Raw genomic sequence first — 13,675 nt, 5'->3', positions numbered from 1 at the left:
GAGCCAGATGACGGTACTCGACTCGATTCTCGACGGGGTCCGCGCGGATGTGGCCGCTCGGGAAGCCCTCCTGGACTTCCAGGCGATCAAGGCCGCCGCGGCGGCGGCGGTCTCGCCGCTGGACGCCCGCGCCGCGCTCCTCGAAGACGGCATCGGCGTCATCGCCGAGGTCAAGCGGGCCAGCCCGTCCAAGGGTGAACTCGCCGACATCCCGGACCCGGCCAGCCTGGCCAAGGCATACGAGGATGGCGGCGCCCGAGTCATCAGCGTGCTGACCGAGGGCCGCCGTTTCCACGGCTCGCTCGACGATCTCGACGCGGTCCGCGCCACGGTGAACATCCCAATCCTGCGCAAGGATTTCGTCGTCGGGCCCTATCAGATCCACGAGGCCCGCGCGCATGGCGCCGACGTCATCCTGCTGATCGTCGCGGCGCTGGAGCAGGACGTGCTGGCCTCGCTCATCGACCGCACCGAATCGCTCGGCATGACCGCGCTGGTCGAGGTGCACACCGAAGAAGAGGCCGACCGTGCGCTGGAGGCGGGCGCTTCGGTGATCGGCGTGAACGCCCGCAACCTGAAGACGCTCGAGGTGGATCGGGATGTGTTCGCGCGCATCGCGCCCGGCCTGCCCACCGAGGTCATCCGCGTCGCCGAATCCGGCATCCGCGGCACCGCCGACCTGCTGGCCTACGCAGGTGCGGGTGCGGACGCCGTGCTGGTCGGTGAGGGCCTGGTGACCAGTGGTGATCCCCGTGCATCCGTGTCCGAACTGGTGACGGCGGGCACCCACCCGTCCTGCCCGAAGCCGGCGCGGCGGGGCCGGTGAGGCCGGTGGCCGCGCTACCCAAGGCCAGCGACGGCGTCCACGAACGCAGCGCCCACGAACCGGACGCGGGCGGTCACTTCGGCGTCTACGGCGGCAGGCACGTCCCCGAGGCGCTGATGGCGGTGATCGAGGAGGTCACCGCCGAGTACGAGAAGTGCAGGCAGGACCCGACGTTCCTGGACGAACTGGATCGGCTGCAGCGCGACTACACCGGGCGTCCGTCACCGGTGTTCGAATGCACCCGGCTGGCCGAGCACGCGGGCGGCGCCCGCATCCTGCTCAAGCGCGAGGACCTGAACCACACCGGTTCGCACAAGATCAACAATGTGCTCGGCCAGGCGCTGTTGGCCAAGCGGATGGGTAAGACGCGGATCATCGCGGAGACCGGAGCGGGCCAGCACGGCGTCGCCACCGCGACCGCGTGCGCGCTGCTCGGCCTCGACTGCGTCGTCTACATGGGCGCCGTCGACACCGAACGCCAGGCGCTGAACGTGGCCCGCATGCGGCTGCTCGGCGCCGATGTCATCTCGGTGACCACCGGCTCGCAGACGCTCAAGGACGCAATCAACGAGGCGCTGCGCGACTGGGTCACCAACGCCGACGCCACCTACTACTGCTTCGGCACCGCCGCGGGCCCGCACCCGTTCCCGCTGATAGTTCGCGATTTCCAGCGCATCGTCGGCCTGGAGGCCAGGGCTCAGGTGCAGTCCTCGACCGGTCGGCTGCCCGACGCGGTCGTCGCCTGCGTCGGCGGCGGCTCCAACGCGATCGGCATCTTCCACCCGTTCATCGACGATACCGCCGTCCGGCTGGTCGGCTTCGAGGCGGCCGGCGACGGCGTCGAAACCGGAAGGCACGCGGCCACTTTCAGCGGTGGCACGCCCGGCGCGTTCCAGGGCGCTTACTCGTACCTGCTGCAGGACGAGGACGGCCAGACCATCGAATCGCACTCGATTTCGGCCGGTTTGGACTACCCGGGCGTCGGCCCCGAGCACGCCTACCTCAAAGACATCGGCCGCGCTGAATACCGGCCGATCACCGACACCGAGGCGATGGACGCGCTGCTGTTGCTCAGCCGCTCCGAGGGCATCATCCCGGCGATCGAGTCCGCGCACGCGGTAGCCGGCGCGCTGAAACTCGGCAAGGAACTGGGCAAGGGCGCGATCATCCTGGTGAACCTGTCCGGTCGCGGCGACAAGGACATGGACACGGCGGCGAAGTGGTTCGGGCTGTTCGACGAACCAGCCGGCGACAAGGAGAACCAGCAGTGAGTCAGCAGTCCCGCCTCGCCAACACCTTCGCCGCCTGCCGCGCCGAGAACCGGGCCGCGCTGATCGGCTACCTGCCCGCGGGTTACCCGGATCTGGCCGGTTCCATCGAGGTGGTCCGGGCTATGGTCGAATCCGGTTGCGACATCGTCGAAGTCGGCGTCGCCTACTCCGATCCGGTGATGGACGGGCCGACCATCCAGGCCGCCGCGGAGCAGGCGCTGCGCGGCGGGGTCCGGGTGCGCGACGTGTTCTCCGTGGTGGAGGCGATCACCCAGGCAGGTGGCAAGGGCGTCGTCATGAGTTACTGGAATCCGGTGCTGCAATACGGCGTCGACAAGTTCGCACGCGATCTGGTCGCCGCGGGCGGGTCGGGCATCATCACCCCGAACCTGATCCCGGAAGAGGCGGACGACTGGTTCGTCGCATCGGCCGCTCACGATCTGGATCGCATCTTCCTGGTCGCGCCGTCCTCCACCGAGGAGCGACTGGTGACGACACTGCAGGCCAGCCGCGGTTTCGTCTACGCGGCCTCGACCATGGGTGTCACCGGCGCCCGCGACGCGGTGTCGTCGGCCGCGCCCGCGCTGTGCGCGCGGATCCGCGCCCACTCCGACATCCCGATCGGCGTCGGTCTCGGCGTGCGCTCGGGTGCCCAGGCGGCCGAAATCGCCTCCTACGCAGACGGTGTCATCGTGGGCTCCGCGCTGGTGACCGCGGCGGGCGAGAGCCTGGACGCGGTGCGCGCGCTCACGGCGGAGCTGGCGGAAGGCGTTCGTTCGGCGACCGTCGCCTCGTAGCCCTACCGCTGCCATCGCGCTGAACCGTGCGGCTCGCGCTGTCCTATTAACAGCCATGAGCTGGTGGAGCCGATGGTCCGCGTCGCCGGACGGCGCCGGGTCCAGTCTGGTCGTATTCGTCGCTTTGCTGCCGGTGCATCGACCGCGAAACTTGCTGTGTGGCCGTGCTCCGCTACGGTGGCCACGTGACCTTAGGAGTCCTGGCAGACAGTGTCCTGGCCAACGGCATCGTCAATGGTGGCGTGCTGGCCTACATTCCCAGTCCCGCGCAGGGCGTGTGGCATATCGGTGTGTTCCCGCTGCGGGCCTATGCCCTGTGCATCATCATCGGCATCGTCGTCGCCATCTGGTGGGGTGAGCGGCGGTGGCGCGCGCGCGGCGGTGCGCCGGGCGCGATACTGGACGTCGCGATGTTCGCGGTGCCGTTCGGCCTGATCGGTGGCCGGCTCTATCACGTCGCCACCGACTGGCAGAAGTACTTCGGCGCCGACGGGCACCCGATCGATGCGCTGAAGATCTACCAGGGCGGCCTCGGCATCTGGGGTGCGGTGTTCCTCGGTGGTGTCGGCGCCTGGTTGGGCTGCCGGATCTATCGAATCCCGTTGCCCGCGTTGGGTGATGCGATCGCGCCGCCGATCCTGCTCGCGCAGGCCATCGGCCGCTTCGGCAACTACTTCAACCAGGAGTTGTACGGTCGCGAAACGGACCTGCCCTGGGGGCTGGAGATCTATCGGCGGGTCGGCGCCGACGGCCAGCTGGACATGATGAACGGCGTCTCCACCGGCGTCGTCGACCGGGTCGTGCAGCCCACCTTCCTCTACGAGATGCTGTGGAACCTGCTCATCGTGGTGCTGCTGGTGCAGCTCGACAGGCGCTACCGTATCGGCCACGGCCGGCTGTTCGCCCTCTACGTCGCCGGTTATTGCCTCGGCCGCTTCTTCGTCGAGCTGCTGCGTGACGACGAGGCAACCAAGATCGCGGGCATTCGTATCAATTCGTTCACCTCCGCCCTCGTATTCCTCGCGGCCGTCGCATATTTCGTGTTCGCGACAAAGGGCCGCGAGCCTGCCGAACAATTGCAGCCCGGCGCCCTGCGCGCGGCAACTGCGGCGTCGGCGGCCGGGGAGGCCGTGCCCGACGAGTGCGTGGCAGCGAAGAAAGACGCGGCACCGACGAAGGACCCGGAGCCGGGCAAGGACACGGAGCCAGGCGAGTACGCCGCGTCAGGCGACGAAACCGACGCCGAGAAAGCCGTCGAGCCGGACAAATCCGCAGGAGCGGATAAGGCCGATGAGTCGGCGCAGCCAGCCGAGTCCAAGCAGGCCGCTCAGCCCGAGGAGACCGTCGAATCGGCCGAGTCCGCCGGTTCGAAGGTCGTCGAGTCAGAGCAGGCAGCCGAATCAGGGAAGGTTGCCGAGCCGGGCAAGACGTAGTCCGATCCGCTGCGAGAATGCGGGGATCCGCCCTCCCGGAACCCCGGCCTTCTCCCGGACCGCAAGCAAATTCGGCGTGACCGGCAACACCGCAGGCGCTCCTCGCGATAACCACGAAGACCGGCGACACTGCGTCGCCGGTGACTGAGCCCGAGACATCGAGCGCGACAAGGCATTCGATTCGGGCAACAATGTCCCGTGATCGGCTCCCGAAAGGAAGACTGATTGCGTAAGGGCGTGGGTAACTCGCGGGGTACGGCAACGACACGGCGAGTCGCCCAACGTTCGGCAAGAGACGCGGGGAGACGGGCAAGTGCCCGCACGAATGAGGAGGACATGAGTGACCGACCCTTACCAGCAGAACCCAGGATTCGGCGGCCCGCAGTACGGCCCGCCCGGTACGGGTCCGGATCTGAACAAGCCGGCCGACCAGAGTCAGCCGCAGTATCCGCAGCAGCCTGACCCGTACGGCCAGCCGCAGTACGGCCAGCCCGCGGATCCGTACGCGCAACAGCCGGGCGGCTATGGCCAGCCGGGCGGTTACCCGCCCGCACAGTACCCGCAGCCGCAGGGCTACAACCCGAACGATCCGGAAGCGCCATGGGGCCGTGACCAGTTCGGTGTGCCCTTCTCCGACAAGCAGAAGTTGATCGCGGGCCTGCTGCAGATCCTCCTCGGCGCGTTCGGCGCGGGCCGGTTCTACACCGGCCACACCGGCATTGCCATCGCCCAGATCGCGGTCACCTGGCTGACCTGTGGCGTCGGCGGCATCTGGCCGTTGATCGACGGCATCATGATGCTGGTCGGCAACGTGCCCGACAGCGAGAACCGTCCGTTGCGCGACTGAGTTCGCATCGGGCTGGAACCCGGAGGGCGCCGCACCACTTCTATGGTGCGGCGCCCTCCGTCGTAAAGGTAAGTGCTACAAGCATTCAGATCACCATGATCGCGATACTGTGCATCGAAACAGTCCGGGCGTAACATGGCCCGACTGTGTGTCGTGTGTGGACACCCCACGCACCGAAGAGAGGGATTTCGTGCGTCGCAAGTTGTTCGCCGTCGCCATGCTCGCCATCGTCGCCGCCACCGGGTTGTCCGCGTGCGGCAGTCGCGACCCGAACGTAATCAAGGTCGGCACCGAGGGCACGTACTCGCCGTACAGCTTCCAGGGACCCGACGGCAAGCTGACCGGCTACGACATCGAAGTGGTTCAGGCCGTCGCCGACAAGCTCGGCAAGAAGGTCGAGTTCGTACAGACGCCATGGGACGCGATCTTCGCCGGCCTGGAATCCAAGCGCTTCGATCTGGTCGCCAACCAGGTGACGATCAACGACGAGCGCAAGAACAAGTACGCGCTGTCGGAGCCGTACACCACCTCCGAGGGTGTGATCGTTACCCGCGCCGACAACAACAGCATCACCTCGCTGGCCGACCTGAACGGCAAGACCTGCGCCCAGTCCTCCACCAGCAACTGGAGCAAGGTCGCCTCGGGTGCGGGCGCGAAGGTCGAAGCGGTGGAGGGTTTCGTACAGGCGATCCAGCTGCTGAAGAGCGGCCGTGTCGACGCCACCGTCAACGACACCCTCGCGGTGCACGAGTACAGCAAGACGACAGGTGACACCAGCGTGAAGGTCGCCGCCAAGACGGGCGAGATCAGCAAGATGGCCTTCGCCGCACGCAAGGGTGACACACTCATCGACGACGCGAACAAGGCGCTGGATCAGCTGCGCACCGAGGGCAAGCTGACGCAGATCTCGGAAAAGTACTTCGGCACCGACGTCAGCAAGTAGTAGCTCGCTGCCATGGATGCCGCTACGCGGGAACTCATCTGGCACAACCTGTGGCCGATGTTGCAGGCCACGATCACCAAGACCATCCCGCTGACCGCGATCAGTTTCGCGATCGGCTTGGTCATCGCGCTGATCGTGGCACTGGCAAGGATGTCGCCGGTGTGGCCGGTCTCGGCGGCCGCCCGGTTCTATATCTCGATCATCCGGGGCACGCCGCTGCTGGTGCAGCTGTTCATCGTCTTCTACGCGCTGCCGCAGTTCAACATCGTGCTCCAGCCGTTTCCGGCCGCGGTGATCGCGTTCAGCCTCAATGTCGGCGGCTACGCGGCGGAGGTGGTGCGCGCCGCGATCCTGAGCGTGGCCAAAGGGCAGTGGGAGGCTTCTCAGGCGCTCGGCATGTCGTATCCGAAGATGATGCGGCTGATCATCCTGCCGCAGGCCTCGCGCATCGCGGTGCCGCCGCTGTCCAACACGCTGATCGCCCTGGTGAAGGACACATCGCTGGCCTCGACCATTCTGGTGACCGAACTGCTGCGGGTCGCCCAGATCGCGGCGGCCCCGACGTTCGATTTCTTCGCGCTCTACGGCGTCGCGGCGATCTACTACTGGGTAATCTGCCTGATTCTCGGATTCGGGCAGACCCGTCTGGAAACGCGGTTGAGTCGGCACGTCGCGCGATGACGACAGGTTTCACCAACTACGTTCATATTCTTCACCAAGGTTTCACCGAGGCCGCCACATGTCGAGTGCACCCATCAGGTCTAGGCTCTACCCGTGATACGACGGACGAAGATTGTGTGCACACTCGGCCCGGCCACTGCCACCGAGGAGCGAATTCGAGAACTCGTCGAGAGCGGCATGGACGTGGCGCGGCTGAATTTCAGCCACGGCGAACACGCCGACCACGCCGAGAATTACAAGAAGGTACGACAGGCCGCCGACGACCTGGGCCGCTCAGTCGGCGTTCTCGCCGACTTACAGGGCCCGAAGATCCGGCTCGGCCGGTTCATCGGGGACCGCACGGTGTGGGCGACCGGTGAAGAGGTCCGCATCACCGTCGACGACATCCTCGGCACCCACGACCGCGTCTCCACCACGTACAAGGAACTGGTCAAGGACGCCAAGCCGGGCGACCGGCTGCTGGTGGACGACGGCAAGATCGGGCTGACGGTCACCAGTGTCGAGGGCAACGATGTTATCTGCCGGGTGACCGAAGGCGGACCGGTCAGCAACAACAAGGGTGTCTCCCTGCCGGACATGAACGTGTCGGTGCCCGCGCTGTCGGAGAAGGACATCGAGGACCTCGAGTTCGCGCTGAAGCTCGGCGTGGACTTCATCGCGATGTCGTTTGTGCGCTCGGCCTCGGATGTGGAGCTCGCGCACGACGTGATGGACCGCGTCGGCCGGCGGGTTCCGGTGATGGCCAAGCTGGAGAAGCCGGAGGCCATCGACAACCTCGAGGCCATCGTGCTCGCCTTCGACTCCATCATGGTTGCCCGCGGTGACCTCGGCGTCGAGTTGCCGCTCGAGCAGGTCCCGATCGTGCAGAAGCGTGCCATCCAGATGGCGAGGGAGAACGCGAAGCCGGTCATCGTCGCGACCCAGATGCTGGAGTCGATGATCGAGAACTCGCGCCCCACCCGGGCCGAGGCCTCCGACGTGGCGAACGCGGTGCTCGACGGTGCCGACGCGGTGATGCTCTCCGGCGAGACTTCGGTCGGCGCCTACCCCATCGAGACGGTGCGCACCATGGCGCGCATCGTGCACGCGGTGGAGACCGAATCCACCCAGGTGCCCCCGCTGACCCACGTGCCGCGCACCAAACGTGGCGTCATCTCCTACGCGGCTCGCGATATCGGCGAGCGACTGAATGCCAAGGCGCTGGTCGCGTTCACCCAGTCGGGTGACACGGTGCGTCGCCTCGCTCGGCTGCACACCCCGCTACCGCTGCTGGCGTTCACCCCGCTGCCGGAGGTGCGCAGCCAGCTGTCGCTGACCTGGGGCACCGAAACATTCATCGTGCCGACTGTGAAGAGCACCGACGCGATGATTCACCAGGTCGATGTAGCACTGCTGTCGATGGAGCGATATCAGAAAGGTGATCTGGTGGTAATCGTTGCGGGCTCCCCGCCCGGTACCGTCGGATCGACGAATCTCATCCACGTGCACCGTATCGGTGAGGAGGACCATTAATTTGAGTGCCGCGCCAGGTGGTGCTGTCGGCGTCGGTGCGACGTCGACGGGAGGTTCCGATCTGCAGGTGCTGCTCGGACTGCTGGATCTGGAGCAGGTCGACGAGGACGTCTTCGTCGGTCAGCATCCGGAGAAGGTGTGGAGCCGCACGTTCGGCGGGCAACTCGTGTCGCAGGCCATCATGGCGGCGGGCCGGACGGTCGGCGACCGTCCGGTGCACGCGGTGAACGCGCACTTCGTGCGTGGCGGCGATGTGAAGAAGCCGATCGAATACCGGGTCGACCGCCACCGCGATGGGCGCTCGCTGGCCAACCGCACGGTGACAGCGATCCAGGCCGGCCAGGAGCTGTTCGTGATGCTCGCGGCGTTCCAGGACTGGGGCAAGGGACTTGAGCACGCCGCGCAGCAGCCGGTCGTGCCCGACCCCGAAACGCTGCCGCGGGTGGAGGAGAGCTTCGAAGGCTTCGAAGACAAGCTGGAGATGTTCGTCAAGGCGCCGCATCCCATCGACATGCGCTACACCAACGACCCGGCCTGGATCATGAAGGGCACCGGCGAGCGGCTCAACCACAACCGGGTGTGGATGCGGACCGACGGCAGGCTGTCCGACGATCCGCTGATTCACGTTGCGATGCTGGGCTATTCGTCCGACGCCACGGTGCTCGACTCGATCATCACCACGCACGGGCTGTCTTGGGGCCTGGACCGGATCGTGGCGGCGACGATCAATCACTCGATCTGGTTCCACCGGCCGTTCCGGTTCGACGAATGGACGCTGTACGCCACCGAATCCCCGGTGGCCGCGGGTTCGCGTGGCCTGGCCACCGGCAGGTTCTTCTCCCGCACCGGTGAACTGCTTGCCACCGTCGTGCAGGAAGGCGTCATCCGGCACTTCCCGGCCCGCAGGTGAACTGAAGCGGTTGGCGCTAGAGATATTGGCGCCTAGAGCGATTCGCGTTCGGTCTCGAAATCGAAGCTGTCGCGCCGCTGCACGCGGATCGTCCGTGGGATTTCGAGATCGGTTGGGTCACCGGAGGTTTCCAGCATCAGTCGGCGCTCCAGCGCGGCCAGGCCCGGCGCGGTGAGGTCGCGCGGGGCGCCGACCAAGCTCAGTGCGATCTCGTAGGTGCAGCGGGCACCCGGCTGCCGACCGGGATGGTCGACGCGCCATTGTGTTTCGAGCATGATGTGGTCCGGTGCGTCGGAGTCGACGGGCAGCGTGAAGCGCCACGCGAACACGTCGCGGTCCTGAAGGTGGTCGTCCAGCACGGCGCGCACCGTATCGACGACGCGCTCGAGGGTTTCCGGTGTCACATAAACATGGAGCGAAACATCCGAAATTCGTTTCGGCATGTCTGATTCCTGTCGTGTGTCGAACCATCAACTGCGGATGTTGTTCGCGGGGAGTTTAACCCTCGACGCACATGATGGACACAGCCAGGGGCGAATTCGTTGAAGATGTCACTGGATTCGGTGCGCCGCCAGGAATGCCGCCAGCGGTGCGGGCGCGGCTCCCGGTGCGACCACCAGGCCCGCCCGTTCGTCCTCGACCGGCCGGGACTGCTCGTGCGGAGCGAGTGCCAGCAGCAGTGGAACCAGCGCCTCGGCGATCCGATCGCCGACTTCGCAGAACGCGGCCTCCGACAGCCCGACCGGGTCGGCGATGTTTTCCCGGCCGACCATCGACAGGTCGTGGCGTGAGCGATGCAGTTCGGCGATGGTCTTGGCGCCGGTCACCTTGGCGATCCGGTGCGCCTCCAGCAGCGTGAACGTCCGTGAGCTCGCGCCGAATCCCATCTCGGCCGCCTGGTCGCGGAGCTGTTCGGTCATTGTGAGGACGAGGTCGGCTTTGTCGATCATCTCCGGCTTCAGCCTCCGTGCGCGGAAATTATCGGGGTCCGCGCCGAGACCCGCAATGGTTTGTGCTGCGAGTGGTTCCACCGGAAAGCCGACCAGCGCACGGGTTCCCGCGCTTTCGGCGGTCAGGCCGGTCAGCTTGTGATCGACCGCGACGGCACGGGTAAGCCGCTCGGCGATCACCGAACGGCAAACATTGCCGTTGCAGACGAACAGGACGTGCATGGGAATACGGTAGGACGGCAGATAACGCTTCAGAAGCGGTCCGACCACGAATCACACCGCGACGAGCATAAATTCATCTGTACGTCGTGTGCCGTACACGAAATACGCCCTGGTATTGGGGGAGACGCTCGATGACTGTTGCCGACATATTGTCGGCCCGTCATCGAGGTCTGGGCTTACCCGTGCTGTTACCCGATGCGAATGAATTCAATCATGATGTCGGGAACCCGATGTTCCCGAGTTTGGGAAGTCTCACTCGGATTCGGTTCCGTAGTAAGTGGATTCGTCGACCACCGGCGCAACCTTCGCGGGCTCATCATGCACCCGGCTGCGCGTGGAGAACATCCGACCCCGCGACGCGACCACGGGCGCGAAGCGGGCGAGGCCCGTCGAGGCCTGCAAATCGTCGTACATCGTGTCGATCCCGCCCCGCAGGAGATATGCCTCATGCCAGAACCCGGTACCGCCGGAGTCGCGCAGGAACTTCTGCCACCAATCCCGATGTGGCGCCGCGAGTAAGCAATCAGTTCGATGGCAGACGTGAAGCCGCACATACGCGTAGCGCCCGAGGAACCGGCACCCATACGTCGACTCAACTACAAGACACAGGAGACAGCCGCGCATGCCCTCGACGTACCCATTGGGAGGGTTGGGAAAAGACCCGCACATCCGCCGTCAACGCAACCCATGAAGGGGGCCAGCGCAGCGAAGCCCCGCCGGGTGGGGTCTGGGGCCCCAGTAGTCACGCCAAGCGAAACGGCTCACGCTCTCAGTGAGCATGAGCCGTCCATGAGCTTGGTGCCGATTGTGGGACTCGAACCCACACGTCCTTTCGGACAACGGTTTTTGAGACCGTCGCGTCTGCCAGTTCCGCCAAATCGGCGCACCGGGAGAGAACTATAGCGGGTCGTCGGCCGGGTTCGCGAATGGGTTGTCCCACGCGGCGCGACCGGGGGTCTTTGCGCAGGGTATATGCGTTCTATGCGGAAGTGAAAGGTACTGTTTACATCACTCGACAGCGCGACGGTTGGCCGATGGACCGGCAGTTGGGCCACGGCCATCCTTCGGCGTGTCGGGACAGGCATCGGAACCAGAGGGGTCTACCTATGAGCAGTACAGCAGGGGGCGCCGCGAAGCGCGACGCCGGGGCGAAGCGAGTCGTCGTCGCCGAGGACGAGGCGCTCATCCGCATGGATCTGGTGGAGATGCTGACCGAAGAGGGTTATCGGGTTGTCGGTGAGGCGGGTGACGGCCAGCAGGCGGTCGATCTCGCGGTGGAGCATCGGCCAGACCTGGTGATCATGGATGTGAAGATGCCGCGCCGCGACGGTATTGACGCGGCAGCCGAGATCGCGTCGAAACGTGTTGCGCCGGTGGTGATTCTGACTGCGTTCAGTCAGCGTGACCTGGTCGAGCGGGCGCGTGATGCCGGTGCGATGGCATATCTGGTGAAGCCGTTCACGAAGTCCGATCTGGTGCCGGCCATCGAGCTGGCGGCCAGTCGCTTCCATGAGATCACCGCGTTGGAGAGCGAGGTCGCGAATCTGTCCGACCGGCTGGAGACGCGCAAGCTCGTCGAGCGGGCCAAGGGCGTGCTCATGCAAACGCAGGGTCTCTCCGAGCCGCAGGCTTTCAAATGGATTCAGCGCACCGCGATGGATCGCCGTACTACCATGAAGGCGGTAGCCGAGGTGGTGCTGGAGAACCTGGCCCCGAAGTGATCGTGACCTGTCAGTGACCTCGGCTCCGGAGTGACCTTGGGCGGCGTCTGAAGTGACACAGGGCTGGTCGCGGCCGGAAAATTTACAAAGTTGAAACAAAATCGCGAAGAAGAATTCGAACAAAGTCATCCGCATGACGCGATTGTGATGCGGATCTAACGTGGCGACGCTATGTTCTGACCGGGCTGACGTGGTCGGCCTCCTCGGAGAGCCGGGGGAGCACAGGACGTAGAGGTGAGACGTGCTTAGTTCGACATGGCGCCGTTCGACGCTGGGTGTGTTGGTCATCGGTGCCGCCGCCGCACTCGTGCTGACGGGTTGCAGCAGCAAATCGACCAGCAATGACTCGGGGTCTTCCGGCACGAGCGGTGCGGGTGGTCTGTCCATCCAGCCGGTCGCGCAGGTGGATATCGACGGCAAGCAGGTGCCGAAGACCGACCCGGCCAAGGCCGCCGATCCGGCGGGTGATGGCAAGGCGACCTGCGCGCCGGGCACGACGATCGCTTTTGCCGGCGCGTTGACGGGCCCGAACGCCGCTCTCGGCATCAACATCGTCGACGGTGTCAAGCTGGCGCTGGATCAGCACAACAAGGCGAATCCGGGCTGCAAGATCGAGCTCAAGCAGTTCGACACCGAGGGTGACCCGCAGAAGGCTACCCAGGTCATCCCGCAGATCGTCAACGACAAGTCGATCATCGGCCTGGTCGGCCCGGCGTTCTCCGGTGAGACCAAGGCGACCGGCAAGATCCTGAGCGATGCGGGCCTGGTCTCGGTGACCGCCTCGGCCACCAACGCCACGCTCACCCAGAACGGCTGGGTCACCTTCTTCCGCGGCCTGGCCAACGATGACATCCAGGGTCCGTCGGTCGCGAAGTACCTGACCGGCTCCGCGGGCTACAAGAAGGTCTGCGTCGTCCAGGACAACAGTGACTACGGCACCGGCCTGGCCAAGAGCATCACCGAGGGCCTGGGCGCTGCGGCCGATCCGGCCTGCGCGGCCAGCATCAAGACCGGTGACAAGGACTTCTCCGCCACCGTCACCAAGGTCGCCAGCGCGAAACCGGACGCGGTCTTCTACTCCGGCTACTACGCCGAGGGCGCCCCACTGGCGCAGCAGCTGAAGTCCGGTGGCGTCAACGCCGTCTTTGTCGGCCCGGACGGTGTGAACGATCCGCAGTTCCTCTCGCAGGCGGGTAGCGCCGCCAAGGGCGCGACACTGACCTGCCCGTGTGGTCCGGCCCCGGACAAGTTCGCCAAGGACTACGAGGCCCTCAACGGCCAGCCGTCGGGTGTCTACTCCGTCGAGGCCTACGACCTGGCCACGATCCTGGCCAAGGGCATCGACAGCGGCAAGGTGAGTCGTCCCGACCTGCTCGAGTACGTGCGGTCCTACGACGGTGCCGGTCTGGCGCGTCAGTACAAGTGGAACCCCAATGGGGAACTGTCCAATGCACTGATCTGGATCTACACGGTCAAGTAACCCACGGCACGACGCGCAGCACGTATGGGGGTTCGCGCGAATCCCCATACGTGCTGTTTCGTGAGAGCGAATGAATGAGGGC

At 65.7% G+C, this 13,675-nt stretch carries 14 protein-coding genes and 1 tRNA gene; 11 read left to right on the top strand and 4 right to left on the bottom strand.

Annotated elements, in window-relative coordinates:
* The first annotated feature begins 7 nt into the window (after positions 1 to 7).
* The 9 genes from trpC (at position 8) to ACV7NQ_RS02335 (ending at position 9,220) form a co-directional block, all read left to right on the top strand.
* On the top strand, positions 8 to 826 hold the full coding sequence (trpC, locus tag ACV7NQ_RS02375) for an indole-3-glycerol phosphate synthase TrpC (RefSeq protein ID WP_463358081.1): 819 nt from the start codon (positions 8 to 10) through the stop codon (positions 824 to 826).
* A gap of 5 nt (positions 827 to 831) precedes the next feature.
* Positions 832 to 2,097 (top strand): tryptophan synthase subunit beta, encoded by a 1,266-nt coding sequence (gene trpB / locus ACV7NQ_RS02370; protein ID WP_463358080.1) that lies wholly within the window; start codon positions 832 to 834, stop codon positions 2,095 to 2,097.
* The gene (gene trpA, locus ACV7NQ_RS02365; protein ID WP_463358079.1) at positions 2,094 to 2,894 is read left to right on the top strand and encodes a tryptophan synthase subunit alpha; all 801 of its coding nucleotides are present in this window, start codon (positions 2,094 to 2,096) and stop codon (positions 2,892 to 2,894) included. Before trpB ends, trpA begins: the two co-directional genes overlap by 4 nt.
* Before the next feature lie 242 nt (positions 2,895 to 3,136).
* Positions 3,137 to 4,327: a prolipoprotein diacylglyceryl transferase gene (gene lgt, locus ACV7NQ_RS02360; protein ID WP_463365503.1), complete on the top strand. Its 1,191-nt coding sequence runs from the start codon at positions 3,137 to 3,139 to the stop codon at positions 4,325 to 4,327.
* A 340-nt stretch (positions 4,328 to 4,667) separates the two neighbouring features.
* On the top strand, positions 4,668 to 5,174 hold the full coding sequence (locus ACV7NQ_RS02355; RefSeq protein ID WP_463358078.1) for a TM2 domain-containing protein: 507 nt from the start codon (positions 4,668 to 4,670) through the stop codon (positions 5,172 to 5,174).
* A 190-nt stretch (positions 5,175 to 5,364) separates the two neighbouring features.
* Positions 5,365 to 6,117, top strand: a complete 753-nt coding sequence (locus ACV7NQ_RS02350) for an amino acid ABC transporter substrate-binding protein (protein ID WP_463358077.1) — start codon at positions 5,365 to 5,367, stop codon at positions 6,115 to 6,117.
* Positions 6,118 to 6,129: 12 nt separating this feature from the next.
* Positions 6,130 to 6,798: an amino acid ABC transporter permease gene (locus ACV7NQ_RS02345; protein WP_463358076.1), complete on the top strand. Its 669-nt coding sequence runs from the start codon at positions 6,130 to 6,132 to the stop codon at positions 6,796 to 6,798.
* 93 nt (positions 6,799 to 6,891) lie between these two features.
* Positions 6,892 to 8,310, top strand: a complete 1,419-nt coding sequence (gene pyk, locus ACV7NQ_RS02340) for a pyruvate kinase (protein ID WP_463358075.1) — start codon at positions 6,892 to 6,894, stop codon at positions 8,308 to 8,310.
* 1 nt (position 8,311) lies between these two features.
* A complete protein-coding gene (locus ACV7NQ_RS02335) occupies positions 8,312 to 9,220 on the top strand; it encodes an acyl-CoA thioesterase (protein WP_463358074.1) in 909 nt (302 codons plus the stop codon).
* 32 nt (positions 9,221 to 9,252) lie between these two features.
* Here the strand turns inward: ACV7NQ_RS02335 and ACV7NQ_RS02330 are convergent, their stop codons facing one another.
* The 4 genes from ACV7NQ_RS02330 to ACV7NQ_RS02315 form a co-directional block, all read right to left on the bottom strand.
* Positions 9,253 to 9,663: a hypothetical protein gene (locus ACV7NQ_RS02330; RefSeq protein WP_463358073.1), complete on the bottom strand. Its 411-nt coding sequence runs from the start codon at positions 9,661 to 9,663 to the stop codon at positions 9,253 to 9,255.
* Between the two features lie 108 nt (positions 9,664 to 9,771).
* Positions 9,772 to 10,392 (bottom strand): arsenate reductase/protein-tyrosine-phosphatase family protein, encoded by a 621-nt coding sequence (locus ACV7NQ_RS02325; protein WP_463365502.1) that lies wholly within the window; start codon positions 10,390 to 10,392, stop codon positions 9,772 to 9,774.
* A 252-nt stretch (positions 10,393 to 10,644) separates the two neighbouring features.
* Entirely contained in the window at positions 10,645 to 10,806 is a 162-nt protein-coding gene (locus tag ACV7NQ_RS02320) for a hypothetical protein (RefSeq protein WP_463358072.1), read from the bottom strand.
* Between the two features lie 382 nt (positions 10,807 to 11,188).
* Positions 11,189 to 11,275, bottom strand: a tRNA-Leu gene (locus ACV7NQ_RS02315).
* A 223-nt stretch (positions 11,276 to 11,498) separates the two neighbouring features.
* Between ACV7NQ_RS02315 and ACV7NQ_RS02310 the strand changes: the two genes are divergently transcribed.
* Together ACV7NQ_RS02310 and ACV7NQ_RS02305 are read left to right on the top strand one after the other, a co-directional pair.
* Positions 11,499 to 12,113: an ANTAR domain-containing response regulator gene (locus ACV7NQ_RS02310; RefSeq protein ID WP_463358071.1), complete on the top strand. Its 615-nt coding sequence runs from the start codon at positions 11,499 to 11,501 to the stop codon at positions 12,111 to 12,113.
* Between the two features lie 277 nt (positions 12,114 to 12,390).
* Positions 12,391 to 13,593, top strand: a complete 1,203-nt coding sequence (locus ACV7NQ_RS02305; RefSeq protein WP_463365501.1) for a branched-chain amino acid ABC transporter substrate-binding protein — start codon at positions 12,391 to 12,393, stop codon at positions 13,591 to 13,593.
* Positions 13,594 to 13,675 lie beyond the last annotated feature (82 nt).

This window comes from Nocardia sp. Tas62D01 (assembly GCF_055232035.1).
This window is presented reverse-complemented; position numbering and strand designations above follow the sequence as displayed.

Coding starts and splice junctions, on each gene's coding strand:
- trpC (WP_463358081.1), top strand. CDS start 8: ATGACGGTACTCGACTCGATTCTCGACGGGGTCCGCGCGGATGTGGCC.
- ACV7NQ_RS02330 (WP_463358073.1), bottom strand. CDS start 9,663: ATGCCGAAACGAATTTCGGATGTTTCGCTCCATGTTTATGTGACACCG.
- ACV7NQ_RS02320 (WP_463358072.1), bottom strand. CDS start 10,806: ATGTACGACGATTTGCAGGCCTCGACGGGCCTCGCCCGCTTCGCGCCC.
- ACV7NQ_RS02310 (WP_463358071.1), top strand. CDS start 11,499: ATGAGCAGTACAGCAGGGGGCGCCGCGAAGCGCGACGCCGGGGCGAAG.
- ACV7NQ_RS02345 (WP_463358076.1), top strand. CDS start 6,130: ATGGATGCCGCTACGCGGGAACTCATCTGGCACAACCTGTGGCCGATG.
- ACV7NQ_RS02325 (WP_463365502.1), bottom strand. CDS start 10,392: ATGCACGTCCTGTTCGTCTGCAACGGCAATGTTTGCCGTTCGGTGATC.